Annotated in this window: 20 protein-coding genes; 10 read left to right on the forward strand and 10 right to left on the reverse strand. The window is 66.8% G+C overall.

Annotated features, from left to right (window positions below):
* Positions 1-248: 248 nt before the first annotated feature.
* The 3 genes from HLB44_RS15815 to HLB44_RS15825 all read right to left on the reverse strand — a co-directional run bounded on the left by HLB44_RS15815 (position 249) and on the right by HLB44_RS15825 (position 5,437).
* Positions 249-2,981, reverse strand: a complete 2,733-nt coding sequence (locus tag HLB44_RS15815; protein WP_173124125.1) for an ATP-binding response regulator — start codon at positions 2,979-2,981, stop codon at positions 249-251.
* A 158-nt stretch (positions 2,982-3,139) separates the two neighbouring features.
* Positions 3,140-3,571, reverse strand: a complete 432-nt coding sequence (locus HLB44_RS15820) for a hypothetical protein (protein ID WP_173124127.1) — start codon at positions 3,569-3,571, stop codon at positions 3,140-3,142.
* Between the two features lie 120 nt (positions 3,572-3,691).
* Complete coding sequence (locus HLB44_RS15825; RefSeq protein ID WP_173124129.1) at positions 3,692-5,437, reverse strand: response regulator; 1,746 nt, start codon at positions 5,435-5,437, stop codon at positions 3,692-3,694.
* Here HLB44_RS15825 and HLB44_RS15830 point away from each other — a divergent pair.
* From HLB44_RS15830 to HLB44_RS15860, 7 genes are read left to right on the forward strand one after another with little or no spacing between them, the layout of a single operon-like run.
* Positions 5,437-7,011: a methyl-accepting chemotaxis protein gene (locus HLB44_RS15830; protein ID WP_173124131.1), complete on the forward strand. Its 1,575-nt coding sequence runs from the start codon at positions 5,437-5,439 to the stop codon at positions 7,009-7,011. The two genes, HLB44_RS15825 and HLB44_RS15830, sit on opposite strands and share 1 nt — an antisense overlap.
* Positions 7,012-7,062: 51 nt before the next feature.
* On the forward strand, positions 7,063-7,392 hold the full coding sequence (locus tag HLB44_RS15835; protein WP_173124133.1) for a cupredoxin domain-containing protein: 330 nt from the start codon (positions 7,063-7,065) through the stop codon (positions 7,390-7,392).
* Positions 7,393-7,421: 29 nt separating this feature from the next.
* Complete coding sequence (locus HLB44_RS15840) at positions 7,422-7,817, forward strand: c-type cytochrome (RefSeq protein ID WP_217283665.1); 396 nt, start codon at positions 7,422-7,424, stop codon at positions 7,815-7,817.
* 13 nt (positions 7,818-7,830) lie between these two features.
* A complete protein-coding gene (locus HLB44_RS15845) occupies positions 7,831-8,865 on the forward strand; it encodes a cytochrome-c peroxidase (protein WP_173124135.1) in 1,035 nt (344 codons plus the stop codon).
* 28 nt (positions 8,866-8,893) lie between these two features.
* Positions 8,894-9,757: a protein-methionine-sulfoxide reductase catalytic subunit MsrP gene (gene msrP, locus HLB44_RS15850; RefSeq protein ID WP_173124137.1), complete on the forward strand. Its 864-nt coding sequence runs from the start codon at positions 8,894-8,896 to the stop codon at positions 9,755-9,757.
* Positions 9,726-10,445, forward strand: a complete 720-nt coding sequence (locus HLB44_RS15855; RefSeq protein WP_173124139.1) for a protein-methionine-sulfoxide reductase heme-binding subunit MsrQ — start codon at positions 9,726-9,728, stop codon at positions 10,443-10,445. Before msrP ends, HLB44_RS15855 begins: the two co-directional genes overlap by 32 nt.
* Entirely contained in the window at positions 10,436-11,791 is a 1,356-nt protein-coding gene (locus HLB44_RS15860) for a sigma-54-dependent transcriptional regulator (protein WP_173124141.1), read from the forward strand. The genes HLB44_RS15855 and HLB44_RS15860 overlap by 10 nt, the downstream gene beginning before the upstream one ends.
* Before the next feature lie 86 nt (positions 11,792-11,877).
* Here HLB44_RS15860 and HLB44_RS15865 read toward each other — a convergent pair whose 3' ends face one another.
* Positions 11,878-13,077 (reverse strand): hypothetical protein, encoded by a 1,200-nt coding sequence (locus tag HLB44_RS15865; protein WP_173124143.1) that lies wholly within the window; start codon positions 13,075-13,077, stop codon positions 11,878-11,880.
* Between the two features lie 400 nt (positions 13,078-13,477).
* Between HLB44_RS15865 and HLB44_RS15870 the strand changes: the two genes are divergently transcribed.
* Both HLB44_RS15870 and HLB44_RS15875 read left to right on the forward strand, forming a co-directional pair.
* Positions 13,478-13,831, forward strand: a complete 354-nt coding sequence (locus HLB44_RS15870) for a hypothetical protein (RefSeq protein WP_173124145.1) — start codon at positions 13,478-13,480, stop codon at positions 13,829-13,831.
* Between the two features lie 363 nt (positions 13,832-14,194).
* Complete coding sequence (locus HLB44_RS15875) at positions 14,195-15,619, forward strand: hypothetical protein (protein WP_173124147.1); 1,425 nt, start codon at positions 14,195-14,197, stop codon at positions 15,617-15,619.
* Positions 15,620-15,959: 340 nt separating this feature from the next.
* Here HLB44_RS15875 and HLB44_RS15880 read toward each other — a convergent pair whose 3' ends face one another.
* From HLB44_RS15880 to HLB44_RS15905, 6 genes are all read right to left on the reverse strand, one after another.
* Positions 15,960-16,184: a hypothetical protein gene (locus tag HLB44_RS15880; protein ID WP_173124149.1), complete on the reverse strand. Its 225-nt coding sequence runs from the start codon at positions 16,182-16,184 to the stop codon at positions 15,960-15,962.
* Between the two features lie 33 nt (positions 16,185-16,217).
* Complete coding sequence (locus HLB44_RS15885) at positions 16,218-17,834, reverse strand: hypothetical protein (protein ID WP_173124151.1); 1,617 nt, start codon at positions 17,832-17,834, stop codon at positions 16,218-16,220.
* Positions 17,774-18,532, reverse strand: coding sequence for a hypothetical protein (locus HLB44_RS15890; RefSeq protein ID WP_173124153.1), 759 nt, complete (start codon positions 18,530-18,532; stop codon positions 17,774-17,776). Before HLB44_RS15890 ends, HLB44_RS15885 begins: the two co-directional genes overlap by 61 nt.
* Before the next feature lie 70 nt (positions 18,533-18,602).
* Positions 18,603-19,610: a hypothetical protein gene (locus tag HLB44_RS15895; protein WP_173124156.1), complete on the reverse strand. Its 1,008-nt coding sequence runs from the start codon at positions 19,608-19,610 to the stop codon at positions 18,603-18,605.
* A 224-nt stretch (positions 19,611-19,834) separates the two neighbouring features.
* Positions 19,835-20,959: an HD-GYP domain-containing protein gene (locus tag HLB44_RS15900; protein WP_173124158.1), complete on the reverse strand. Its 1,125-nt coding sequence runs from the start codon at positions 20,957-20,959 to the stop codon at positions 19,835-19,837.
* Positions 20,960-21,107: 148 nt separating this feature from the next.
* On the reverse strand, positions 21,108-23,645 hold the full coding sequence (locus HLB44_RS15905) for a TonB-dependent receptor plug domain-containing protein (RefSeq protein WP_173124160.1): 2,538 nt from the start codon (positions 23,643-23,645) through the stop codon (positions 21,108-21,110).
* Positions 23,646-23,785: 140 nt separating this feature from the next.
* Between HLB44_RS15905 and HLB44_RS15910 the strand changes: the two genes are divergently transcribed.
* A complete protein-coding gene (locus HLB44_RS15910) occupies positions 23,786-26,608 on the forward strand; it encodes a hybrid sensor histidine kinase/response regulator (protein ID WP_173124162.1) in 2,823 nt (940 codons plus the stop codon).
* The last annotated feature ends 1 nt before the right edge of the window (position 26,609 follow it).

A 26,609-nucleotide genomic window follows, 5' to 3' on the forward strand; every position in this document is an offset into this window, starting at 1 on the left:
GCGTCTTCGGCGACCGCTTCGTGTCCTGCGAGCCCCTGGTGTTGGTGTAGCCGCCGACCCCGGCCCCGCTGATCCTACTTCCCGGCACGGTCTGCTCCTTGACGACGCTTGCCGCGCTGAGCGCGAGGTTGCACAGTGCGACCAGCGTGCCGAAAGGCCTGATGGCGCTTGCAGCGGACTCTAGTCAGCAGGCGGCGGCGCCGAGGCGCGCGATGCGAAGCGCCGGGGGTGCTACGCGAAGCAGATCGTCATCGCCCGGCCACCGGCGCCTCGGCTCGCTGCTCGAGCAAGTCGAGAACTTCGCGGTAGCGGAACTGATCGATCAGCGGCGCCAGGCGGTTGGCGATCGGCGGGTTGGCCACGCGAATGGCCTCCATGGTGTGCTCGATGGCGTCGGCGTCCAGGCGCTCCAGCGCGGCCCTCAGCGCAGCGCGCTCGGCCTCGGGCAACTCGCCAACCTCCGCTTCCGCGGTGTTGGCGTTCGCGCCGGCATCGGCTTCGTAGACGAACTCCACCTTCAGATGCCGGCGCATGGCCTCCAGCAGCGTCGCCTCGCTGAACGGCTTGCGCAGGAAGTCGTTGCAGCCGGCGGCCAGCATGCGCTGGCGATCCTCCTCGAAGCTGCTGGCCGTCAGCGCGATCACCACGATCGATCCGGCATTCGGCGCGGCCTTGATGCGCCGCGTCGCCTCGAGCCCGTCGATCACGGGCATGCGCATGTCCATCCACACCAGGTGCGGCGACCATTCCTGGCAGATTCGCACCGCGGCGAGGCCGTCGGCCGCTTCGCGCACCTCGAAACCCAGCGGCTCGAGCAAGCGCACCAGCAGCTGCCGGCTGTCGGCGGTGTCGTCGACGGCGAGCACGCGCAACGGCGGGGTTCCGGGCGCCAGGCGGGCGACGTGGCGCGCCGCCAGCGGGCTTTCGGCCGGCAGGCTGCCGGGCTCGGCGGGCTGCAGCGGCAGCGTGAACTCGGCGGTCGTCCCTTCGTTCGGCCGGCTCTGCAGGGTCAGCTCGCCGCCCATCAGCTCCACGTACCGCCGGCTCAGGGCCAAGCCGAGCCCCGTGCCTTCGGCGGCGCGGCGGCCCGCGCTGGCCTGGACGAAGGCCTCGCCCAGCCGCTGCAGCTCGTTGGCTTCGATGCCCACGCCGGAGTCGGCCACGCTGAACCGCACTCCTTGCGGTACTTGCTCGACCCGCAGCCGCACGCTGCCGTGCTCGGTGAACTTGATCGCGTTGCTCAGCAGGTTGATCAGGACCTGGCGCAGCTTCATCGCATCGGCCTGCACGCGCGCGGGGATCGCTTCGTCCAGGCCGACCTCGAGCGTCAGGCCCTTGTGGGCCGCCGTCAGCGAGAACATCGCCTTCAGCTCGTCGACCATGGCGCGGGGCTCGAACACGCGGGCCTGGAGCGTGAGCCGGCCTGCGCCGGCCTTGGACAGCTCCAGCACTTCGTGGATCAGGCGGTACAGGTGCTCGCCGCTGCTCAGCACCACACCCAGGTCGCGCCGGCCGCGCTCGCTCAACGAGGGCTCGCTGCGCAGCAGCCGGCTGAAGCCCAGCATCGCGTTCAGCGGCGAGCGCAGCTCATGGCTCATGTTGGCCAGGAACTCGCTCTTGGCCTGGACCGCCGCGGCCAGCTCGCGGCCATGCGCCACTTCCGCCCGCGCCGCCGCGGCTCGTTTGCGAAGGTACAGCGCGATTCCGCCCAGCACCGTCACCGACAGCGCGAAGGCCAGCATCCACATGGTCTGGCGAGCCCGCAGCAACGCATTGTCGGCATCCTTCAGCTCGCCCTGGAACCGCGCATGCAATTCGACGGCTCGCCGCCGGTTCTCGTCGGCGTGGGAACTGCGCTCCATTTCGCGCAGCTCGGCCATGGCCTGATACGCCTGCGCATGCGCGCCGAGCGACGCCAGCACGGCGGCCGATCGAGCGTGGTACTCGATGGCGTCGGCCGGCAGCGCGCCGTTCCGGTCGAGCTTGCCGCGGGCGGTGTCCAGGGCCTCGAGCGCCGCTTGCCTGCGCCCCAGCGCCATCAGCACCTCGGCGCGCGACAGCTGGATCCGGTAGCCCGGTGCGCTTTCGTTGCTGGCGGGGTCCTCCGCCACGCGGTCGAGCAGGGCAATGGCCTCCTCGAAGCGCCTTTCGTGCCGCAGCAGCCGCGTGCGCCAGCCGTCGCGCCAGTCGACCGGCTCGTCGCGCGGCCGCAACGCGATGCTCTCGTCATACAGGCGCCTGATGAGCGCGAAGTCGTTGCGCGACAACGCGATCCTGCTCAGCGCGTTCAGCGTGTTGACGTGGTCGACCTTGTTCAACCCCAGCTTGAGCGCGCGGTTGAAGTAGTCCACCGCCCGGTCGACCGCCCCCGTGTCGCTGGCGTTCCGAAGGTGGTAGCGACCCAATTGCGCGAGCACCGAGGCCATGCCGAACGTATCGCGCTGCTTTTCGTAGAGCGCATGGGCCTGCTGGCTCGCTGCCAGCGCCTCGGCCATGCGTCCCGCCGTGTCGTGCATGCCCCCCTTGCGCTGGTAGAGCCCGGCGGCCATCGTCACCAGGCCATGCCGGTCGGCCAGGGCGATCGCTTCGTCGAGCAACACCAGCGCCCGGTCCCGATCGCCATTCGCCTCGACCGTCAGGGCGCGGTAGGCGAGGAATTCGCACACGGCGTCCATGTCGCCGACTTCGCGCGCGAGCGGCAGGCCGAGCTGCAGGTCGGCCTCCATCGCCGGAACATCGACCTTGAAAGCGTTGGCGTAGGCGCGCTTGCGCAGCGCCAGCAGTTGCGCTGCCTTGTCGCCTGTGCGCTGCGCCTGCTGCAGCTCGTTGTGAGACTCCCGGATGACGGCGCCGGCATCGCGCGCCACGTTGTCCGTCAGCTGCGGCCTATCGAGCAGGACGGCGTGCACCGCCTGCGGCACCGGGATGCACAGCAGGCCCACGATGAGTGGGCGCACCCACAGGCCGACGAAAGACTGCATACGCGAGAACGACCCCGTCGCCATCACGCGCAACACTGGCCCGCAGTCACGCGGGTGTCAAGTGGTGGAATTTCGCTGCAGTGGAACCCCGAGGTCCATGCGACGTGCGACGATGAACGCTCGGCATTGCAGGTGGAAGTTGTTGTCCGCGACCACAGTCACACGCCTTCTCCCTCTTCTGCTTTCTTTTCTTCCTTCTTTCTGTCCTCCTCCTTGAGCTGCTCCTTCTCGAAGTCCCTCATGTCCTCCATCATCTTCTGGCCGACGAACTCGACCATGGTCTTGATCACGTCCTCCGCGCCCGGCTCTGCGGGCGCTTGCGAAGACACCTCGGGTTCGCTCGGCGGCTGCGTGGTTGGGGGCTTGAACGCAGGTGTTGCGTTGGCAGCTGGTTTCAGCGCCGAAAGGGCGACCCGCGGACGCGAGGATGCAGACTGCATCGGCGGCGCACCGGCTGGCCGCTGCAGCGACTGCAGCGGCGAGCCGGTGGCTGGCAGGGCCGGGGTGAAGTGGGGCTGGGACGGCGTGGTTTGCGGGCTGACCGTGGGCGTGCCAACGCGTGATGGGGAGAACGAGACAGGGTTGCCCATGGAGAGTCCATTAGCCCGGTAAAGACCTGGTGCCATCATCGGCCGCCAGGCTTGCGCTCCAGGGCTAGAGTTGCGAAGGCCTGACCGCCGTTGCGAAGGTCTTCGAGGCGGCCGGCCCGATCAGGGGACCCGGCTGGCGCCGGCCGGGGCCACGTGCAGCAGCGCAGTCACCGCCGCCAACAGGTCGTCGAAGTCGACCGGCTTGGGCAGGAACCGGTCGGCCCCGGCCTCCAGCGCTTTCCTCACGTCGGCTTCATAGCTGCTCGCCGACACCGCGATGATCGGCAGCGAAGCCGTCTCCGGTGACTGCCGCAGCTGCTTGATCGCCTCCAGCCCGCCGCCGAACGGCATCAGGATGTCCATGACCACCAGGTCAGGCTTGTTCGAACGGACCATGTCGACGGCCTCGAGGCCGTCGCCGGCCTCTATCGTGTCGAAGCCGGCCAGCGCAAGCGCCCTTGCCGCCACGTCGCGGTTGACCCACACGTCGTCCACCACCAACACCGACTTGCGGGGGCCCGCGTAGCGGTCGCGAGGCATGGGCCGGATGATCTGCACGGGGGTTTGGCCGGTGGCGCACGACAGCTGCAAGTCGAACCAGAAGCGGCTGCCCTTGCCCAGCGCGCTTTCCAGCAGCAGGTCGCCGCCCATCGCCTCGACGATGCGCTTGGAAATCGCGAGGCCCAGCCCGGTGCCGCCGGCCTGCTGGCTTGTCGGCCCCGCCTGCTCGAACGCCCGGAACAGCCGCTGCGCATCCTCGGGCGAGATGCCCGGGCCGGTGTCCTCCACCGAGAAGCGCACGGTCACGGTGTCGGCATCGTCGGTGGGCAGCGCTTGCACGCGCAGACGCACTTCGCCACGCGCCGTGAACTTCACTGCGTTGCCCAGCAGGTTGAGCAGCACCTGGCTCAGCCGTTTCTCGTCCACCATCACCATGGCCGGCAGCTCGTCCATCTCGCAGCTGAAGGCCAGCCCCTTGGGCTCGGCCCGCACGCGGATGGCGTCGGTCACGAAGTGCAGGTTCAGCGACAGGCTCGCCGGCGCGGGAACGAGCTGCAGCCGGCCGGCCTCGATCCGGGCCAGGTCGAGGATGTCGTCGATGAGGTGCAACAGGTGCTCGCCGCTGTCGCGCACGGCATCGACAGCGCGATGCTGGCGGGCGTCGAGCGCTTCATCCATCTGCAGGATCTGCGCATAGCCCAGGATCGCGTTGAGCGGCGTGCGCAGCTCATGGCTCATGCTGGCGAGGAACTGGCTCTTCGCCCGGCTCGCCTCCTCGGCGCGCTCCTTGGCCTCGGTCAGGCTTGCCGCAAGGCGGCGCAGCGCCAGGTGCGTCTCGATGCGCGCGAGCGCCTCTTCCTCCTGCAGCGGCTTGATGATGTAGTCGACGGCGCCGACCGAGAAGGCCCGCACCCGGTCGAGCACGCCGCTTTCGCCGCTGACGAAGATCACCGGCACGTCACGCGTGGCGGCGTTGGCCTTCAGCTGGCGGCAGATCTCGTAGCCGTCGGTGTCGACCAGGTGCACGTCGAGCAGGATCAGATCGGGCAGGGTCTCGCGCAGGAAGGCGAACGCAAGGCGCGCATCCGTCGTGGCATGCGGCGTGTAGCCGTGGCCCCGCAGCATCCGCACCATGAACTGGAGATCGTTCGCGCTGTCGTCGACTACCAGGATGCGGCCACCCGACTGCCTGACGCCTGAGGATTCCACAGTCAGCACTCCTCTTGCTCCCCCAGGAGCGTGTCTCGATCGTATTCCCTTTTTGCCGCGCCACGGGCTTGCGAGGATCGTTGAGGATTCGGCGTAGAAGTGCGGCCCGATCGTCCGGTACGCTGACGTTTCGGCGCGAGATGCGGGTCCCCACAATGGCGCTGTTCTCCGCAATCAGATCTTGCCCCAAGGAAATACGGAACATGCTCCGCAGTCTTCGACCTGATGTCCGCGAGCGCCGGTCGTCCGCCACCAGCTGGAAGCGCGACGTCACGCTGTTCGCGCTGATGTTGATCACGCTGGTCATCGCCATCGCCGGCAGCTCCGGCGGGCTGCTGTGGCTGCACCTGCGCGAGAGCTCCGCCGCCGAAATCGAATGGACCGTCAAGCTCCGCTCCGCAAGTGACGCACGCCAGGCCACCGTCGAGGTCGATCGCCTGCTGATGAAGACCATCGCGCTGAAGGAAGCCGGTGCCGTGCGCGCCGCCGCGGTGGCGTCGATTGCGGCCGCCACCAAGGTGGAGGAAGCGATCAATGCGCTGGTGGCCGTGATGCCCGACGATGCCGCGCCGCGCGAGATGGCCACGGCGGTGGACGAGGCCAAGGCGCCGCGCATGCGCGTGATCGCGCTCGCGCGCCGCAACAATGCGGACGGTGCCATCGAGGCGCTGGCCGCCATCGACCCGACGCTGCGCCGCATCGACGAAATGTCCAGCGCACTGCTGACGCGGCTGTACCAGCAGCGTGAAGAGGCAGCGAGCGCGCAGCAGCGCAGGTTCACCCAGCTGCTGTACGCGCTCGGTGGCGCCGCCGCGGGCGGCACTGCGCTCGGGCTGCTGTTCTATGCGGTGCTGATGCGCCGGCTCAAGCGCGTCGACCAGATCGAGCATCTGCTCGTCGAAGTGCAGCAGGGCTCGCGGCAGCTGGCCGACGACGGCGGCAAGCTCGAGGAGCTGAACCTCGAGCTGCGCCAGGCGACCGACGCGCTCGGCGCGTCGGTGGGGCGATTCCGCGAATCGTTCGGGGCGATGGAAGGCGAGTCCGGCCAGGCGGTCAACCAGATCGGCGTGATCGCCAAGTCGTGCGATGCATCGGCGAGTACCTCTCGCGAGCAGGCGAGCCACGCGGCCGCCATGGCACGGCACATCAGCACCACGGCGCAAGAGATGTCGACGCTGCGCATGGTAACTCTGGATCTGAGCGGCAGCCAGCGCCAGATCGCGGATTTCACCGACCGCATCGCACGCATTGCCGCCACTACGCGGCTGCTGTCGATGAATGCCGCCGTCGAGGCCGCGCGTGCCGGCGATGCCGGACGGGGCTTCAACGTGGTGGCGCAGTCGATCCGCCAGCTGTCGGACGACACGCAGGCCGCGGCCAGCGAGATCCGTCGTACCAATGAGCACATCGCGGCACAGCTCGCATTGACCATCCAGGCCGTGGAGCGCACAGGCACGCACATGAGAGTGTGCACCGACGAAGCCAGCGTACTCCAGGAATCCGCTGGTCACAACTGCCGATTGGTAACCGGCGTGGCCGAGCAACTGTCGATGTTCCACGACGTGCTCGACCGGCAGGCGCGGCGCGTGCGCGATCTCGAAGGCGACGTGGCGGTACTCGACCGCAGTTTCGAAGTCGGCAGCCGACAGGCGCAGCGTTTGGACGAGACGGCAGGGTCGCTGAATCAGGTGTCGTCGGCCATGCAATCACGGCTGACATCCATGGCATGACCGGCCTATAGTCGGTCCCCGCGAGCTTGCAACCATTCGTGGAGTGAAACGATGAAGCGAACTTCCAAGCTGGCCATGGCGCTCGGCGCCGGCCTCGTTACCGTGGCGCTTGCAGCGTATGCCGCCGAGCATGTCGTGACGCAGAAGGGCAAGGCGTTCTCGATGAAGAAGCTGTCCGTCAAGGTCGGCGACACCATCAAGTTCGTCAACGAGGACCCGTTCCAGCACAACATCTTCTCGCTGTCCGAAGCGAAGAGCTTCGACGCGGGCTCGTTCGGCCAGGGCCAGTCCCGCTCGGTGACTTTCGACAAGCCCGGCACCGTCGAGGTCGAGTGCGCCGTGCATCCGGACATGCGCATGGTGGTCGAGGTCACCAAGTGACGGCCCATGCGAGGGCGTTCGCACTGGTCGTGCTGCTGCTCAGCAGCCCGCTGCACGCCCAGGAGCCCGCGGCAAGCAAGCCGCAGCCGGCCGTCTCGGCGCAGGGCGCGCTGCTTCCGCGCGACAGCAAGGACGCAGCGGTGTTCCGCGGCGGCCTCGTCTTCGCCAACTATTGCGTCACTTGCCACGGCATCAATGCCGACGGCAATGGCCGCGCCGCTCGTCTCTACAACCCGCGGCCCGCGAACCTGCGCGCCAGCGACAAGAACAACGCCTATATCGGGCTGATCATCAAGCTCGGGGGGGAGGCCATGGGCCGCTCGCAGTTCATGCCGCCCTGGGGCGCCGAGCTCACCGAGGAGCAGATGAGCGACCTGGTCGCCTATATCCGCTCGAACAATGTCAATCCCGCTGCCAACCCGTAAGAAGGAGAACGCCATGCGACTGCATCGAATCTTCACCGCCCTTTCCATCGTCCTGTCCGCCGCAGGTGCGCTCGCCGCGGAGCCGGCGATGAGCCCGACCAAGGACGACATGAAGTGGCTGCTGCCCAAGGTGGCGCCCGCGCCCGCGGACAACAAGCCCACACCGGCGCGCGTCGAACTGGGCAAGATGCTGTTCTTCGATCCGCGGCTGTCCTCGGAGAAGAACCTCTCGTGCGCAAGCTGCCACAGCCCGCTGTTCGGCTGGTCCGACGGGCTGCCCACCGCCAAGGGCTTCAAGAGCAAGGTGCTGGGCCGCGCGTCGCCCACCGTGGTGAATTCCGCCTTCACCTCGCTGCAGATGTGGGACGGCCGCCGCGCCTCGCTCGAAGACCAGGCCATGGGCCCGATGGAGTCGATGGACGAGATGGCCATGGACCTGTCGGCATTGTTCAAGTGGCTGAACAGCAGCCCGCAATACAAGGCCGCATTCGACAAGGCCTATCCCGGCGAGGCGATCGACAAGACGACCACCTCCAAGGCCATCGCGGCGTACGAGCGCACCATCATCAGCGCCGACTCGCCGTTCGACCGCTGGCTGCGCGGCGACAAGAAGGCGATGACGACGCAGCAGGTGCGCGGCTTCCGCCTGTTCAATGATCCGAACAAGGGCAACTGCATGGCGTGCCACTCGGCGCCGAACTTCACCGATGGCGGCTTCCACAACGTCGGCCTCGCGGCCTACGGCAAGGAGAACCCCGACGTCGGCCGCTTCGCGATCAAGGCGCTGCCCTCGATGAAGGGAGCGTTCAAGACGCCGACGCTGCGCGACATCGCGCTCACGGCGCCGTACTTCCACGACGGCTCCGCGGCCACGCTGATGGAGGTGATGGAGCACTACAACAAGGGCGGCATCACGAAGACCGACTTGTCGCCGAACATGAAGCCGCTCAATCTGAGCGATAGCGAAATGAAGGACATCGTGTCGTTCATGGAAGCGCTGACCACGCCGCCGAAGGCCGTTTCGCTGCCCGTGCTGCCGCCGAATTGAGCTGCTCGGCAGAGCAGGGGAGGGATCGATGCGAATCGCGCCGAGCGAGATCACCCCGGAGTCCGTTTACCTCGACCGCCGCCGCCTGTTGACGGGCGGCGCAGCGCTGCTGGCCGGCGGGCTGGCGCGCGCGGATGACGACAAGCCCACCAGCTGGGACGTCATCACGAGCTACAACAACTTCTACGAGTACTCGCCCGACAAGCACGCCGTGGCCGAGCTGGCGAAGAACCTGAGGCCGCGTCCGTGGGCCGTGACGATCGAAGGCGAGGTGGCGCGGCCGCGCACTTTGGATGTTGACGAGCTCGCCCGCGAGTTCGGCGTGCAGCAGCGCATCTACCGGCTGCGCTGCGTCGAAGGCTGGTCGATGGTCATCCCGTGGGACGGCTTCCCGCTGGCTGAGCTCTTGAAGCAGGCGCAGCCCACCTCGCGCGCCCGCTACGTGAAGTTCGTGACCCTGCACGATCCGGCGCGCTTCTACGGCCAGCGCCGGCCCACGCTGCCGTGGCCCTACACCGAAGGGCTGACCATCGCGGAAGCGATGCACCCGCTCACGCTGCTGGCCACCGGCCTCTACGGCAAGGCGTTGCCGCCGCAGAACGGCGCGCCGCTGCGCCTGGTGGTGCCGTGGAAGTACGGCTACAAGAGCATCAAGTCCATCGTCGCGATCCGATTGCAGGAAGAGCAGCCCGCCACCACGTGGGCGCAGGCGGCGCCGGGAGACTATGGCTTCTGGGCCAACGTCAATCCGCGCGTGGCACTGGCGCGTGGCACGCAGTCGCGCGAGAACCGGGTCGGCGAGTTGCGCAAGCGCGAGACGCTGTTGTTCAACGGCTATGCCGAGCAGGTGGCGCATCTGTATGCCGGGATGGACGTCGACAAGCTTCGTTAAGGTCTTCGTGCTCGCGCTGCCGGCCATCGTGTTCTTCGCACGCGACTGGGCCGGCCCGGCCGGCATCAACCCGCTGGAGCGCCTGGTTCGCGAGCCGGGCTGGTGGGCGTTGACCTTCCTGCTGGCGACGCTGGCAATCACGCCGCTGCGCCACGCCGGCGTGCGCGTGGCCAAGTGGTGCGGCACCCGGTGGGGCCGGCGGCTCGCCGACTGGAACTGGCTGGTGCGCCTGCGTCGCTGGCTCGGGTTGGCGAGCTTTGCTTATGCGCTCGCGCACGTCGCGGTCTACGCGACGCTGGATCTCGGCCTGCAGTGGCGTGAATTCGTGGCCGACTTGCGCGCCAAGCCCTTCATGGTCGCGGGCCTGGCGGCCTTCGTGCTGCTGATACCGCTGGCGGTCACCTCCACCGACGCCTGGATGCGGCGCCTGAAGCGCAACTGGAAGCGCCTGCACTGGCTGGTGTACCCGGCGGGCGTGCTGGCCGTGCTGCACTTCGTGTGGCTCAGCAAGCCCGGGGTGTTGCAGCCCTATGCGTATGCGCTCGCGCTCGGCGTTCTGCTCGGCTGGCGCGTGGTCGTGCACTGGTGCTCGGGCAAGTCCCCCTTCTGGAACCAGGAGGTGCGGCGCGTCGTCGACCATGGTAACGTGCCCATCGCCAGCTCACGAGACCAGGACCCATGCTGTTGACCAAGGAGGCTGCGGTAAGTGTCGTTGTCATCGATGACGACGACGGCTTTCGCGAGGTGCTCTGCAGGGCGCTCACGGCCGCCAGCTTCGATGTCGTCGCATTCGACCGCGCGGACGTGGCGCTGCGCAGCTTGAAGACCACGCTGCCGCACGTGGTGCTGGTCGATCTGTACCTCGCGGGCGTCTCCGGACTCGATGTGCTGGCCCAGGTACGCGAGCTCGATCCGGACGTGCCCGTCGTGCTGATGACCGCCCAAGGCGAAGTCCGCACCGCCATCGAGGCGATGAAAGGCGGCGCCTACGATTTCATCGAGAAGCCCTTCGGATTCGAGCAGGCCGCCATGCTGCTGCGCCGCGCAGGCGAGCGGCGCAAGCTGGTGCTCGAGAACCGCATGCTCAAGGACCAGTTGGTCTTCGGCTCGGGGCTCGAGCGCATCCTCGTCGGCGCGAGCCCGGCGATGCACCGGCTGCGCGAGATGCTGCTGCGCATCGCCCCCACGCCGGCGAACGTGATCCTGCTCGGCGAGACGGGCACCGGCAAGGAACTCGTCTCGCGCTGCCTGCACGAGTTCAGCGGGCGCCAGGGGCGCTTCGTCGCGCTGAATTGCGCGGCGGTGCCGGAGAGCTTGTTCGAGAGCGAGCTCTTCGGTCACGAGGCCGGCGCATTCACCGGCGCGGGCAAGCAGCGCATCGGCAAGATCGAGTACGCCAACGGCGGCACGCTGCTGCTCGACGAGATCGAGGCCATGCCCATGCACCTGCAGGTCAAGATCCTGCGGGTCCTGCAGGAACGCGAGGTCGAGCGCCTGGGCAGCAACAAGCCGCTGCCGATCAACGTGCGCACCATTGCGGCGACCAAGGTCGACCTGAAGGCGCTGAGCGAGGAGGGCAAGTTCAGGGCCGACCTGTACTACCGGCTCAATGTCGCCACGCTGCGCATTCCGGCGCTGCGCGAGCGGCGCGAAGACGTGCCCTCGCTGTTCCGCCACTTCCTGCATGACGTCGCGCTGCGCATGGGCCAGGAGGCAGTTGAAGTACCGCCGGATCTGCAACAGCGCTTGTTGACGCACGAATGGCCCGGCAACGTGCGCGAGTTGCGCAATGCGGCCGAGCAGTTCCAGTTCGGCATTCCGCTGTCGCTCGATGGCGGCACGTTGCCGGACGACACCGGCGCATCGCTGGACGACCTGGTCGCCCAGTTCGAGAAGATGATCATCGAGAACGTGCTGCGCCGCCACCAGGGCAACGCCAATGCCGCCTGCGCGGAGCTGAAGATCAACTACTCGATGCTGTACCGCCGGATGAAGCAGTACAACATCGAGCTGGGCGACTACCGCGAGCCCTGACCGGGCCGCGCGCTCAGCTCAGTCCCAGGTGTAAACGTCATCATCTTCCGGACTGGACACGGCGTCGTGTTCGTAGGCCTGCCGCGTCAAGTCAGCGGTGTGTTCTCCTGAGTGATGGCCCATGTGAATTCCGCCAGCGGGTGCTCCTGGCCGGCTGGCAAAGGCGGCGGGGGTGGCGAAGCCGTTTGCGAGTTGCCCGCCCCGACGCTGTGCGTCGAAGGGGCGGCGGAGTTGATCGACTGTGCATCGCCGTTCAACGCTGCGGTCGCGGCAACCGCGGGATTCGGGCGCAGGCTGTAGCGCGTGCCGGGAATCGCAATGTCCACGTTGCCCTTGATCACCTTCAGGCCGAAGGTTTCGGGCTCGAAGCAGCTGCCGACCACCTTCCGGAACGGGTAAATGGGGGGGTGGAAGGTTTGCTCCTCGCCGAAAAAGACCTTCTTGCCAAACACCTTCATGGCACTGCGAACGTCCGTCTTCGGTTTCTTCGGTCCGCAGACATAGCCGACGTCGATATTGCGATTGCTCAGTTCAGCCTTCAGTCTTTCGAGATAGTCGGTTTTCGCGATGCTACAAGCCTGCAGCTTGAGGACGCCGACCTGCTTCAGGCCCGCCTGGGCCAAGGTATTGGCCAAGACGTCGGGCTCGATGATCGAGGCCTCATCCCACGTGTATTCCACCCTGGTTAGCAAGGTCAACGCGGTTAACGGGGTCTTGGTCGTGGCAGGTGCGTCCGCCGCGTCCGGCTTTACGAGCACGAGCCCCTGCTTACGCCCATGCGAGTGAATGTCGAGTCGGCTGGCCAGGGTCAGTTGCGACAGCGCCTGATTGTTCTGCTGAAGGTTCGTGCCGAACGCCTTCGCAGGATTGGCAGGCGCCATGACGTGAAACTTGTTCTGATCGGGCACCTTCCTGTCGATGGCCTGGACCCGGGCAGCCGTGTGGACGACCCAGTCGCCGTCTTCAAGGGAAACGACATATCGATCCCGGGCCTGCCATTTGGGCAGGATGACCGTTCCCGGCGCATCGGCCGAAGTCGTGGCCCCCGGCGTCGCCGCGGGCGCCAGTTTTGCGGCGCCCGGCAACTGCGTGGTGACCGGCGCGTCCGTGAGCGGCCCGGCTGGCGCAGGGTTTCGGAGAACAAGCTTCGGGGATTTCGACGATCCATCCGGCCGGGGCTTGAGGATCGGATCGCGCGCGTGGGTTTTCGCCTGCGCCTGCAACTTTTCCAGGACGTCGCCGCGGCGCAGGCAAACGGAGGTATTCGGAGCAATCTTCAAAGGCATGGTTTCGGCTTCGACCTTCTGCGGTGGCTCAAGCGATCAAGAGGCTTCGGCCCGCTCCGCCTTCCGGGACATGGCAACCTTGCGGGCCACCGAGACTTCCTCTCATTCCTCGTCTCGACCCGGGCAGTCTCGATGCTCAAGCCACTTTCCGGCCACCGGAAGGCGAAGTCGATCGCGGTTTCGCGAACCGCGACGCGACTGGGGAGATGGTGCCTGCCGTGCGCCGACAGCTGCAGCGCCAGCGCGTCGCCCGTCGGCCAGCCGCACGGCGCCGGGCGCGAAGCCAGGCATGCCCATGCGAACGCAACTTCGCCAAAGCATCCGTCTCTGCGCTTCCGGACCGATCCGCGCCGCGTGCGTGCCGATATGCCCATTACAGCGTATCGAAGGAAGCGGGCGCATGAACACATCTGTCGTGCACGAGGATGCCTTTCTCTTCAGTGCGGGCCACGTCGTTCGCACCCGGAGTGCATCGCTGGCGCTGGTGCGCGGGCACACCTCCGAATGGAGCCTGCTGCAGCGCCACTGCCGCGGCGACTTCGGCGAGCTGAGCCCGGCCGACCGCGCCAGAAACCAGGAGTCGCTGGGCAATGGCGGCCCGATCATGTCGGCCTACCGCGTTGCCGGCATGACGCTGTGGATCATCACCGAGCCGTACTGGTCGACGACCACCGTGCTGCTGCCCGAGGAATTCGATCAGTGTTTTCCGTCCGGCCTGGTCGCGGGCCGGATTGGAGCAAGCGCCCGGGCATGACCGACGAAGAGCAGGCGGCCGGGGCGAAGTCGCCTTGCGGCCCGGCCGGCTTCGCGTCGCCGCAGAGCGTTTCGCATCGCCCGAGGCGGGCGGGCGCAGGATCGTCACCATCAGGCATCGCATGCTCACCGCATATTCGAAATCCCCGACATGACTCGATTCAAGATTCGTCTTCCTTTCGGATACCCGACGGACCCGGCCAGGCAGCCCGACACGAATGCGTCGCTGCTCCAGAGGGTGCGGCACGGAGGCTTGCGCTCCCCTCTGCGGCCGCGAAATGACGCGCCTCAGCCGGACGCGCCTCAGCCGGACGCGCCTCAGCCGCACGCGGCTCCGCGGCCCGCACGTCAGCCATTACCCCAGTTGCCAACGAACGATGAAGGCTTCGACGTCGCCGTCAGGCGACAGATCGTCAAGAGCGAACTCAAGAGCGAACTGGATGCCCTTCCGCCGCTGCGTTTTGCCAAGTTCGCGATCGTCACGCGCCACCAGGTGCATGAGCGCGAGAACGAACTGAACGTACAGGAAGAGCGCGTGCACGAGCAGCAACTCCATGAACGCCAGACGGAGCTGCAAACCATCGCCCAGATGCAGCCGGTGACCAATCCGACTTTCGGCATCGCCGTGCCGACGGCCGCGATCCTGCAGCAGCAGGCCACTGAGCGCCGCGCCGAGGCCGATGCACTGAGAGGGGCTCGCCAGCCCAACGCCGTCACCGGGCAGGACATGCCTGTCTTGGGCTACCTGCACGCCCGCGCTTCGCAGAACCTGTTCCAAGTGGCCCAGGAGACCATCGAAGGTCTGAGTGGCGGGCAGAGGACGCAGGAAAGGGTGCCGCAGGCCTTGTTCATGGGCCGAGGCAACGTGCCGCGCGATGTGGAGTTGAGTTCTGGCGGGTCATATGTCGCGCAAAAATGCGCAAGGCGCAGCCATGACGTTCTCATGGCGGGTTTGGGCGGGATCTTGAATCGTGCGACCGCTGCTGCGCCACCCCCGTTCACACGCACGGACGAGCGCCTCATGGCCTGTTGGTCGCCGGGATTCACGCAGAACCTCGCAGCGCACTTCCCCAATCCCGCCATGCAGACCATGGCCGCTTCGCTCATTGCCGGTGCGGCCAGTGCTATTTACTTTGGCGCAGGGAATTGTGGGGAACACTCCCGGATCGTTCTGCACCTGCACACCGAGGTCACCGACGGGAGCGCCTCTGTACGGATGGCGGCCAACCAGGGCGACCACGAGTGGGGCGAGATCCTCCGGCAGGCCCCCCATCTGGACGACGAGGACATCATCCCGGACGGGTGGACGCGCTCGCAGGCGATCATTCGAAGCGACTCGCGCTTCGGCAGCAGACCGACGCAAACGGTGTTCCAGTGCGAAAGCGCTGCGGCCAGGCAGTGGATGGCGCGAGAGGTGAACCTGATGGTGGCTCGGCTGAGGAATGATCCCATCATCGACGAATTGACCCAAGCCACTGCCAACACGGCAAGGCAGCGGTTCGCCGAGGGGAGGAACACCACGGTGGCACGCGTGCCGTCGGCACTGAGCGCCGGTTTCATCGCCGGCGCCATCGCGGGCACGGTTCCCAGGCCTTCGCGTGGCGGAATCCAGCCGGTCGTGGCGCCGGACCTGCGAACGGCCATACATGCGGCAGGCGCCGCAAGATTGAAGGGCGCCACCGTGAGCGACGCGACAGCGGACGGGATGATCGACGCGATCACGGCCGCCCGGGACGCGCTGCTGGCCGCCAACGCGCCGGACGGCCCCGGTTCGCAGGGGCAGCGATAGGAAGGCGTGCGGCGGCTCCCGAATCTCGGCCCCGGCGCCTCTCAAGCTATCGGCCTGTTCCTTGCCCTTGCCCATGTCGAGATCCTGCGGTTCATGGTCGGGCTTCGATGTCGATCTTGTTGCTGCATTGCTCGATGATGGCGTTGAGCGCTCCGAGCGACGCGCCGGAATGCTTGAAGGTGCGTGCCTTGTTCAGCAACTGGCAGGCGTCAATGACTCGGGTACCTTGCTCGCGTCCCGCGTCAACTGATTCCTGCGTAAGTAGGAATTCTTGAGACAGACTGGAGCGCGAAGCTATCAATTCCTTCGAGCGCAGGAATATCCGGACGCAAGCTGCCTGCTACAAACAATTCTGATCGGCCCTTTCCTTGCCCTTGCCCCTATCAGGACCCTGCGGCTCATGGTCGGGCTTCAATTGCAGGAGGTAGCGGTTGGTCGAGGTGGCGGACACGCGGCTGCGCGACACGAGGCCGGCTTCGAGCCCCATGTCGACATGGGACGAAACCATCTCCGAGATCGAGATCTTCTCGGGGATCCAGCTGTCGTCCGCATTGAGCACTTGCACCAGCCGTTGCTCGACGGCCTCCGCGCGGGCCGTCTAGATGCGTTGCGCCAGCGATAACTTCGCTTGTACGCGGCCATTCTCGATGGTCAGCCGGACTTGGCCCTGTGAACCACTGAGGTCGATGTCCATGTTCGCGCTGGCGCCGGTCAACACCGCCGGCATCCGCACCGACTTCAAGGCGGTCTCCCCCTGCAGGTCGAGTTGGGCGACCGCCGTGCCGGCGAGCGTGCCGCGGGCCGACAGCGTGGTGCGCGAATCGCGAGAAGACGTCTCCGACGTGGTGTGGCCCTTCTCGCGCCGCTGGGTGAGCGAGCGGGCCCAATCGACCCCGGCGCTCAGGAAGGGGCCGAAGGTCGTGGGCTTGACCGCGACGCGAGCGCCGGCGCCGACGCCGCCGCCGGTGCGGCGCTTCTGGTTGTGCGTGCCGACCGCGATGACGGCCACCTCCTCGTTGATGAAGGCGGCGGAGAAGCGTTCCCAGAACTCGGCGCCCGACGGGGTGCGGGTTTGCGGTCGTGATTGAAGACTCAGGAAGTCGATGACCCGCTCGGCCACGTCGCGGCCGTCTTTCACGGTCTTCGAGACGCGGATCGACACGCCGCTGCCCTCGCTGTTGTCGCGCGTGTGCCGGAGAACGGCGGCGGCCCCTGCCGCCAGCACGGACTTCGCCGCCTGCGCCATCTCGATACCGGCCGTGGCCGCCACGCCGAACATCTTGGCGCTGCGCTTCTCGGTGCCCAGGAAGATGTCGCTGCCGATCGTGGTGGTGCCGATGCGCACCGTGGCGCGGCGACCCTTGGTATAGCGGCTCACCGGACCGACGTTGACGCCCACCTCCGCCAGGGGCGTTGCCAGGTTGAACATCAGGCCGCCCTGCATGCCGCGCTGCCGTTCATGGCTGAACTGCACGCCCTCGGTCTGCAGCGCCAGGTGGCAGATGTCGCGCAGCTCGTCGTAGCCGCCGTCGGACTTCAGGTGTGCAGAAGTGCCGCGGGCGTGGGCGCGCGCGTGTTCGATGTGGTCGCGGAACGTATCCAGGAACCCGGCTCCGAGTTGCAGCGGATCGTTCTCCTTTTCTTTCTTGCCCATGCTCTTGGTGGCCCAGTCCTCCAACGTGGTGAGGCTGAGCTTGGAGGAGAAGGCCTTTGTGTAGACCGATTCCGGCACCTGGTGACCGGCTTGGGCCAGTTGCGCGCGAATCTGGCGTTGAGCAGCGCGGTCGAGCTTGAAGCTCTTGCGCGGCGATTCTTCGGCGGCCCACGCTTCGACGATCGCGAGCCGCACGCGCAGTTCATGCTGCGCGGCCGCCGGCCCATCCGTACTCGTGGGCCGTTGCTCGGTCTCGCTGCGCAAGGCCGCGCCCAGGACCTCCAGTGCGTTCTTGAGCTCCTTTCCGAAGGCGGCTTGCTCCCTGTGCAGCTCCTTCAGCTCGGCGCCCATGGTGCCCAGGCGTGCGCCCTCGAAGGGCGACAGGTTCTTGGCCGGAACGCTTTGAACGATTCCGGTCAGCCATTGGCTCGTTCGCGCCCAGAATCCGGTGCCGCCCTCGACGGCGCGCTGCATCCACTCGGTGCCCTTGTGCATGCGGTTCACGGCAGCATTGAAGTCGGTGCCGGGTCCGCTTTCGCGGAAGCCGTTGCGCCAGGCCATGTGCCCGGCGATGCCCTGGGCGCCGAGCGGGGGGACCCGTCGAGGTCGGCGCAGGCGCTCAGCAAGGTGCGGCAGGCCAGCACGTCGGCCGCTTCGGTGGAGCCCAGCCTCGGTGCTCGCTGCACCCGCCGCTGCCCGGCATAGGCCGTGAAGTCGGCAATGCCGAGCGCGCTGTCGGCCGGCGGCCCGACGCCCATCTTCATCAGCTGGTCGGTGGCTTGCAGCGCGAACTTGTATTCCTCGTAGCATCCATTCTGGGCGGCCGCGTGGCCACGGTGGTCCTTCATCGCCCACAGCATGTCGTACGACAGGTCGCACGATGCCAGCGCGCGCAAGGCATTGTTGGCATCGCGCTGCCGGTGCAAGGGGCCCGTGACAGCGTCGGCCTTGATCGCTTCCCAGGCCACGTGGGCGCGCTGCAGGTCGGTGCCCACGCCGGCGCGCAGCCCGAGCGCGACGTGCCAGGCCGCCTGACGCGCCTGGTCGGGCCGCTGCGCGATCCCATTGAATTCCGCCAGCAATTGCTGACCGAGCGAGGGCGTGTGCGGCGCTGCCAGGGCGAAGCAGGCATCGATGGCGGCGGCGCAGGCCGCGTCGCTGACCAGCGGATCGGCCGGCAGGGCCGACGTGGGTGCCTTCGATGTGCCGGTGACGAGCTTGTTGCCGGCCTTTTCCATCTTGCCGTTCAGTCGCTCCACGCGTTGGTCGCTCAGCGGCTGCATCGGCCCCAGGTCGCAGTCGCCGGCCGTTCGCCGGCGGGCGCCAGCGTCATTGCGAAGGAATTTGCGTCTTCACGGCCTCCAGAAACGCTTTCGAGCGCTTGTCGTCGACAAGCATGTCCACCGTCGCGCCGTCGTAGCGCAAGCTCCGGTGGAGAGCCGTGGTCACGGTGCCGTTCCAGGAGGCAGCGAGCTGGGGGTTGTCCCGTTGCAGTGCGACGTAGGCTTCAGCAGCATGCGTGAGCAGCTCGCGCCGCATGAGGGAGTCGCTGTTGGGCCCCACGATTTCCTGGCGAAGCCTGCGTGAAAGCGCCTTGCCCAGATTCGTGTCGCCGGCCGCTCCCTTGATGACCTCATGTGCATTCGCCACGAGCGACTCCAGGGCTGGTTTGCCAAGAAGGGATCTTTCCAGCGATTTCTGAAAAGCTCCGGCTTGGCCCGTTCCCGCCATGGCTTTGATGCCTTCGGCCACCAGCGCGCCGAACGGCTGCGGCAGGCTGGCAGGATCGGCATCCGCCGCTTGGCAGAGTGCCTTCCAGGCCTTCATCCGATCGCCAATCGTGGCGTCCTTCTTTGCGAAGTTGTCGGCGTGCTTGACCAGTTCGGGATCCGGCGCAGTCGGGGTCGCCGTGCCGTCCGGCTTGGTGGCGGCTTGAGCGGCCTTCAGATCCCGCGCAAAGGGGGTATCCGGGCCAGGGGGAACGGCCCACTCGAGCGCCTCGGGATTCATCGAGCGAGTTTGCTTGTTTCCCTCCGGGCATTGCGGGCCGCGGGTGCGCTCCAGTATTGCGCGCGCGGCGTTGACGTCGAGCCGCATCCCGTCCGGAGACTGAAAAGAGTAGACCTGGTTCGTCCCGTCCGCTGTCTGATGAGCCAGGAACTGGTTCGGCAGCTTCGGGGCGGAGGCGCGCAGGCGGCTTCCATCCGATGACGTCCGGCGAGCGTTAATCGGCTGTTCCGGAACGGAACTCGGCGAGGGCGTTGCGGGCACGCTTTCGGCTCGCTCGGTCGGGCGAGTGGGGCTCGCAGTGAGCCAGGAGGACAGGTACTGCATCATTTGGTGGCTCCTCTACGAGCGGTCAACTCGGCGAGTTCCGACATCGCCCAGCCCATTCGCAATGGAGCTCGAAGATACGGGGGTCCTGGGCTCCTGCCGCCGCCCTTGCGAAAAGCCTGGTGGAAAAGCGAAGTTGCGCTTCCAACCGGTACCCCGCCGAGAGCTGGAAGAACCTGCCGGGCCGTGATTCCGCTCCAGCAAACCGGGGCCTGGCCGGCCGGGCCTTAGCCGGCACCACAGATCTGGACGAGTTGCTTCCGGGACACGCGTACGCGCAGGCTTGATTCCGGAATCACGCCGGTGATGGCGTTCCCGGCGGCGTCAGTGGCCCGCCGCACGGGGGCGAGCAGCGGCTCGCCGCGCCGATTCACCACCGTGGCAACGATGGGGGTGTTGCTCGCCGGACCGCGCTTGACTACCAAGCCGGCCTCTCCGCTGGCGAGCCGCACACAGCAGCCGGGCGGAAAGATCCCGAATTCCTTGACCAGCGCGGCCACCATGGGATGCCCCCGCTCCTCGACATAGAGCGCACGCGCCATCTGGTGCGGCCGCAAGGCGCTGCGCGTCACGCGCGTGCTGAGGCGGGCCGTGAACACGTCCGCATAACGGACCAGCGTGCCCGCCGCGCCGACCTGCTGCAGCATGGCCGGATAGCCGCGGCCACCCGGTACCTCGTGATGCTGCGCCACGGCTTCGAGCCAGACTTTGTCCGTGACGCCGGCGCTCCGGAGCATCCGGGCGCTTCGATGCGGATGGCTGTCGATGGACTCGCGCTGTGTCGGCGTGAGCCCCGCGGCCTGCGCTGCCAGCCGCCCCTGCAAGTCCAGCACGGAGAGGTTCATCGTCAGCGCGGCGCGGAACGCACTGGCGACCGCGCTGCGGTCCCACCCCAGCCGTTCGGCCGCCAGCCGCGTGGCGATGGCGCAGTGCACGCTGTGCGAGGCGCCATACTGTGCGGGATCGACCCGTCCCTGCCGCACGATGCGGAAGATGGCCAGGTCCGGATCGCGATCGATCAGTGCCCACAGCGAAGCCGACGCCGCTTGCAGCGCTGGAAGGAAATCGACGTGGACCGAGCTCTCGAGAACGCGCCCGAGATTCGTGAAGGTCCTGTCCCACAGGCCGACCAGCGCCTCGCGCCGGCAGCTCGCCGGATCGTCCGCCTGCTGCGGCGGATCGTCCAGGTCGACCAGCGCGCCGCGCTCGAGCAGCGCGAGCATCTGCTCCTCCGACCGCACGAGCTGGCCCCGCGCGAGCAGCAGCTCGCGGTTTGCATTGCGCACGTTGAAGGGAAGTGGCGCGCCGATCGCGATGCGCTGATGGACGCTGGAAAGGGGGCGGACGCGCATGTCGCAGATTTCGGCGCCCGCGTGCGCGGCTTGCGGGGGCCGGGCCGGAACGAGAAACAATTTGAGGATCTGAAGCCGGGGGGCGGTTCTTCGCCGTTTCGCCCGCTGCACGCGCGCCCCTGGTGGCGCTGAACGGCTGCGGCGGACGTTACAACCGATATCCCGCCGAGAGCTGGAAGAACCTGCCACGGCTCGTATAGAGCTCCGCAAAGCCCTGGTTCGAGAAAGCGAAGTTGGTGGCATTGGTCGCGCTGAACGGCGGCATCCGGTCGAACAGGTTCTTGACGGCCGCCGAGAGCGTCAGCTTGCCGAAGCCGCTGTACGAGGCCGTCAAGTCCCATTCATCGTGCGCGCCGACCCGGCGGCGCCCTTCCGGCGGCAGCGCGGCGAGGCTCTGCCGGGTCTGCGCGTCCCAGAATCCGGCCACCGAACGGAGCTGGCTTTGCACGGTCCAGGGGCCCGTCTCGAAGCTGGCCGACAGGGTGGCGCGCCAACGCGGGTTGATGTACATGCCGGCGTATTCGATCCAAGGCGAGCCCGGTGTGGCACGCGTGGTGTTCTTCGCGTAGTAGGTCGCGGCAGCACGCAGCAGCACCGTGCCGGCCGGGGTGCCGCGAAGCCGCAGCTGGGAATCCAGGTCGGCGCCTCTGACCTTCTGCTCGCCGATGTTCTGCAGGTTCGTGAAAATGCGCAGCCGCCCACTGGGGAGGCGCTCGAAGAGACCTCTCTCGATCGCTTGTTCGATGCTCGGCAGCCCGATGGCGTCGTGCTTGTGGATCTGCCAGAAGTCCACGCTCGCCGTGGCATCGCCAGCCACGCCGACGAGTCCGGCGTTGATCGTCTTGCCCTTCTCGGGGTCGAGTTGCGGATTCGCTCCCAGCACGAAGGAGGCCGGGAAGCCGGCGCAGCCGGACCCCAGACCTGCCGCGCGGCATTGCGTCTCCGACAAGATCCCCGTGCTCTCGGTGCTGCTGGCGAAGAGCTGTTTCAGCGTGGGCGTCCTGAACGACTCGGTGTACGAGGCGCGCATCGTGAGCGCCGGCAACAACTGCCATGTCGCCGCGGCCTTCGAGCTGACGGCACTGACGGTGTCGTATTTGTCGTAGCGAGCGGCCAACTGCCCTTCCAGGGTCTTCGTCACCGGCAGCTGCAGCTCGGCGAAGAGCGCTTTCGCATCGCGTTCCCCTTCCACGGCGGAAAGGCTGCCGCTGCCGGCGATCAGGCCCTTCACATACAGCGGGTCGGGTCGATCGCTCATGGTCTCGCGCCAGACGTTGAACCCCACGGCATACCGGCTCGTCCCGCCGCCCAGCGCGAATGCGTCCGCCGCGATCTTGCCGTCGACCATATCCAGCACCGTCGTGGCGTTGCGCACGGGTGACAACTTCAAGCTCTCGATCAGCGCGGGGTCGTTCGTCAGGACCGTGGGATCGATGGCGCCGGACCGCACGGCGGCGTCCAGGCTCGCGCGGTCGAACACGTTGCGCTCGCGCACTACGACGCGTGCCTTGCCATGACTCAGGCCCACGTCCCAGTCGAGGCTGCCGCGGCTGCCCTGCAAACCGACCTCGACGTCCACGAAGTCGTTCGTGCGGTCGCTCGCTCTCGGTCCGCCCTGCATGAAGCGCCCCGTATAGCGCAGGCCGCTCGGGTGCGGGAACAGGTCGGGTAGCGGATGCAGGTCGAAGTGGTTCTCGTTGTGCGCCCCGATCAGCCTGACGTGCGCGGTCACGCCGTCGCTCACGCGCAGCGTGCCCGCCAGGAGGCCGCCGAGCCGGTCGGCGTCGTTGTAGGCGGTGATGAAGTTGGCATTGAAGTCGTAGCGGCACAGCCCGCCCGACAGGCGCTCGGGCGGGCAGGGCCGCACCTGCTGGCCGCTGAAGGCATTGCCCGCGGCATTGAGGAAGTTGCCCTCGAGCACGCTGGTGAGCCGGTTGTCCAGGTTGAAGCCCGGGATCGGGCCGAAGCGGCGAAAGTCGGCCGACCGGGAAATGTCGCGCTGGGTGCGCAGCAACGGGTCGCGGGTGAAGGCGTCCAGCGCCACCATCAGGTTGAAGCCGTCCTCAGCGAGCCTGCCGAAGCCGGCCGTGATGCTGGCCTGCCGCTCGGCCGCGTCGCCGCGGCTCGACTCGCCGATGGTGACCCGCAGGTCGACACCCACGTAGTCCTTGCGCAGGATGAAGTTGACGACGCCCGCCGTGGCATCGGCGCCATAGATGGCCGAGCCGCCGTCCTTCAGGATTTCGATACGGTCGATGGCGCTGACGGGGATCTGGTTGATGTCGAAGGCCGTGGCGCCGCCGCCGGTGTCTGCCAGCGGATTGACCGGCACACGGCGCCCGTTCAAAAGGACCAGGACGTCCGACGTATTGGTCCCGCGCATCGCCAGGAAGGCCGTTCCGTTCGCGGCCGCCACGTTGGAGGTGATCTCGCCCTGGTCGAACCGGTCGAAGGCCGGCAGGCTCTTCATGAGCTCGTTGATCGAGGTGGCGCCCGAACGCCGGATCTGCTCGCGCGTGACGACCTCGAGCGGCGAAGCCGAATCCTGATCGGTGCGCCGGATCGACGAGCCGGTGATCTCGACCCTCTGCGGCTCCTCGGCCGCTGTAGCGGGCATCGACGCCGCCAGCATGCCCGACACCAGGCCCGTGGCCATCGCGACGGCGGTCCGACGAGATCCGGTCATGCTCGCCTCCTGCAACCAGCGGGGGCTCACTCTGGACCGCCCAGGCAGGCGTCGCAAGCGGGGAAACTCCGCGCTGGGTTTTTGCGCATCTCAACTTTCACCGATTGACATTCGCAAGGCACGGGGGGAATGCTCTCGCGATGGCATTACTGACTCGCCTTCTGTTGGCCGTTCTCCTGCTCGTTACGGCGCGGGCCGCCGTCGCCGACGAGGCCTTGCGTGAAATACTGAAGGCCGTCGACTACAGCCCGGCCCAGGCGCTGCGTGATGGCGAAGAAGCGCTCCGCCGCGCGCAGCAGAGCGGGGACAAGGCAAAGCAGCTCCATGCGATGCGCCTCATCACCCAGGCTCACCAGTACATTGGAACACCCGAAACCTGGGATGAGGTGAATCAAGGTGCCGCGCTGGCGAAAGAGCTCGGTGACCTGAACGGACTGTGCTGGTACATGGAGCGGCAAGCCTGGCGGTGGTGGTTCCTGGAGCGTGACGAGAACCGGATGAACAAGGTTTTCGAAGAAGTGGAATCGATGGCGAAAGAGCACCATCTCGATTCCTGCCTGGCGTGGCGGTACATCAACAAGTCTTATGGCTCTTACAAGGTCGGCCGCAGCGCGGAACACATGGGCTTGCTTTCCAAGGCCCATGCGCTGTTCGAAGCGCAACGGGATACGTTCGGAATAGCGACGACGCTTGCACAGATCGGCCACGCGTACGGCGGGCCCGATGCGAACCAGGAAGATCAAGCGACGGCTGCCGACTACTATCAGCGGTCGCTCGCGCTGATCGATGCCAGCGTCTATCGGTCATTTGCATTGGAAACGAGCAGGGCTCTTGGCCTGACGTATCACCGCCGCCAGGACCTGCGCAATGCCCGGCCGCTGCTGGAAAAGTCGTTGGCCATCGCCCTGGAAATGGGCGTCCCCGCACGGGTGGCCGTCAGCCAATTCAATTTGGGAACGCTGGCGAAAGACGCGCAACGCCCGGAAGAAGCGCTCGGATACTTTGACCAGGCGCTCAGATTCTTCGAGAAGATCTCCCCGCCCGATCGATATTTCGTTGCCACCGTGCTGGGCCGTGCCGAGGTCCTGGCGCGCATGGGACGCAGGAGCGAAGCACTGGAGGCCCTGTCACGGCTCAAGGCTCATTTCAGCCAGGCCGAAGAAAACCTGGTGACTGAAGTCTTCTACTATCCCCGGGCCGCTGAAGTTTACGCCCAGCTCGGCGAATACGACGAAGCCTATCGCGCGATGAAAGTGCTGCGGGAAAGGGAGCGCCGCCATGGCGAGCAGGCCAACACCAAGCTGGCCGACGAGCTCAAGGTGCGTTTCCAGGTGCAATTGAAGGAATCCGAGAACGAGCTGCTACGTGCCCGGCAAAAGGAAGCGGAGGCGCAGCAGAAGGAATCGGAGGCGCGCCGGCTGACGCTGGTCCTGGCGCTGGCTCTCGCGATATTGCTTCTGGGCAGCCTGGCGCTGTATTTGCGCCGCCGTGCCGCGGTCGCGAAGGTCGAGGCGTCGCACCACAAGGAGCTGGCTGAAGCATCCGCCGCGGCGAACACTGCCAAGAGCATGTTCCTGGCCAACATGAGTCACGAGCTGCGCTCGCCATTGAACGCCATCCTGGGATTCTCACGCTTGCTGGTGAACAAACCCGGACTGCCCGCGGACGTCGGGGAAGACTTGGGCATCATCATGAAGAGCGGCGAACACCTGTATTCGCTGATCAATCAGGTGCTCGATCTCGCGAAGATCGAAGCCGGCCGCACGACGCTCAGTGAAACCAGCTTCGACTTGTACGAGCTGCTGGACGAATTGGAGGACACGTTCACGCTGATCGCGAAGGAAAAGGGCTTGCAGCTGATCGTCGACATCAATCCCGAGACGCCGCAATATGCGCGGACCGATGCGGTGAAGCTGCGGCAGGTGTTGATCAATCTCTTGTCCAATGCATTCAAGTTCACGAAGGCGGGTGGCGTCACGCTCCAGATCGGCGCAAGCCGGGTGATCAGGCTGCCGGGTGTGAAGGGCGCATCCAGTTGTACCCTGATGGTGTCGGTCAGCGACACCGGCCCGGGCATTGCCGAGGACGAGTTGCGCCAACTGGGCCAGGCCTTCTTGCAAGCGCAGGCCGGCCGGCAGGCCAAGGAAGGAACGGGCCTGGGCCTGGCGATCAGTCGCAACTTCGTGCACTTGATGGGCGGCGAGCTCCAGGTAACGAGCGAGGTCGGGCGCGGAACCACGTTCCGGTTCGACATTCCCGTGGGCATCGCGGCTGCTGAGGAGGTCAGCAGCGCCAGGCACGCGTCGAGTCGCCGCGTGGTGGCGCTGGCGCCGGGACAACCGGCTTATCGGGTGCTGGTGGTCGACGATCGCCAGGAGAGTCGCCAGCTGCTCAACAGGCTGCTGTCGCCGCTCGGCTTCGAAGTGCGCGAAGCAGGCAACGGCAAGGAAGCGATCGAGGTCTGGGAGGCGTGGCAACCGCAGCTGATCTGCATGGACATGCGCATGCCGGTCATGGACGGCCGCGAGGCCACGCAGAGGATAAAAGCCACGCCGCAAGGAAAGGCCACCGTCATCATCGCGCTGACGGCGAGCAGCTTCGAAGAGGAACGGGAGCAGCTTCTTGCCGTCGGCTGTGACGAGTTCCTGCGCAAGCCGTTTCGTGACGAGGTGCTGTTCGAAGTGATGCAAAAGCACCTGGGTGTGAAATTCCTCTACGAGGAAGCGCGCGCCGCCGCCGTGACCGACGCACCCGATGCGGCCAGCATGGCGGCATTGCCGGTCGAGCTGCGAGACGACCTGAGCGAGGCGCTGACGCGACTGGACGATGAAGCCATCGAGCGCACGATCGACAAGATCCGCCATCACGATGCAGGCCTCGCGCAGGCGCTCGCCGCGCTGGCCAAGCGCTTTCAGTACGCTCGAATGCTCGCGCTGTTGCAAACCTCAAGCGAGGGCAGGTGAG

It is taken from the genome of Pseudaquabacterium terrae (assembly GCF_013266755.1).
GTDB classification, from domain to species: Bacteria; Pseudomonadota; Gammaproteobacteria; order Burkholderiales; family Burkholderiaceae_C; genus Pseudaquabacterium; species Pseudaquabacterium terrae.

What these genes read in the sequence shown, in the direction of transcription:
- HLB44_RS15815 (WP_173124125.1), bottom strand. Translation starts at nt 2,981, where the DNA reads ATGCAGTCTTTCGTCGGCCTGTGGGTGCGCCCACTCATCGTGGGCCTG.
- HLB44_RS15820 (WP_173124127.1), bottom strand. Translation starts at nt 3,571, where the DNA reads ATGGGCAACCCTGTCTCGTTCTCCCCATCACGCGTTGGCACGCCCACG.
- HLB44_RS15830 (WP_173124131.1), top strand. Translation starts at nt 5,437, where the DNA reads ATGGCGCTGTTCTCCGCAATCAGATCTTGCCCCAAGGAAATACGGAAC.
- HLB44_RS15835 (WP_173124133.1), top strand. Translation starts at nt 7,063, where the DNA reads ATGAAGCGAACTTCCAAGCTGGCCATGGCGCTCGGCGCCGGCCTCGTT.
- HLB44_RS15845 (WP_173124135.1), top strand. Translation starts at nt 7,831, where the DNA reads ATGCGACTGCATCGAATCTTCACCGCCCTTTCCATCGTCCTGTCCGCC.
- msrP (WP_173124137.1), top strand. Translation starts at nt 8,894, where the DNA reads ATGCGAATCGCGCCGAGCGAGATCACCCCGGAGTCCGTTTACCTCGAC.
- HLB44_RS15855 (WP_173124139.1), top strand. Translation starts at nt 9,726, where the DNA reads ATGCCGGGATGGACGTCGACAAGCTTCGTTAAGGTCTTCGTGCTCGCG.
- HLB44_RS15860 (WP_173124141.1), top strand. Translation starts at nt 10,436, where the DNA reads ATGCTGTTGACCAAGGAGGCTGCGGTAAGTGTCGTTGTCATCGATGAC.
- HLB44_RS15865 (WP_173124143.1), bottom strand. Translation starts at nt 13,077, where the DNA reads ATGCCTTTGAAGATTGCTCCGAATACCTCCGTTTGCCTGCGCCGCGGC.
- HLB44_RS15870 (WP_173124145.1), top strand. Translation starts at nt 13,478, where the DNA reads ATGAACACATCTGTCGTGCACGAGGATGCCTTTCTCTTCAGTGCGGGC.
- HLB44_RS15885 (WP_173124151.1), bottom strand. Translation starts at nt 17,834, where the DNA reads ATGGCCTGGCGCAACGGCTTCCGCGAAAGCGGACCCGGCACCGACTTC.
- HLB44_RS15895 (WP_173124156.1), bottom strand. Translation starts at nt 19,610, where the DNA reads ATGATGCAGTACCTGTCCTCCTGGCTCACTGCGAGCCCCACTCGCCCG.
- HLB44_RS15900 (WP_173124158.1), bottom strand. Translation starts at nt 20,959, where the DNA reads ATGCGCGTCCGCCCCCTTTCCAGCGTCCATCAGCGCATCGCGATCGGC.
- HLB44_RS15905 (WP_173124160.1), bottom strand. Translation starts at nt 23,645, where the DNA reads ATGACCGGATCTCGTCGGACCGCCGTCGCGATGGCCACGGGCCTGGTG.
- HLB44_RS15910 (WP_173124162.1), top strand. Translation starts at nt 23,786, where the DNA reads ATGGCATTACTGACTCGCCTTCTGTTGGCCGTTCTCCTGCTCGTTACG.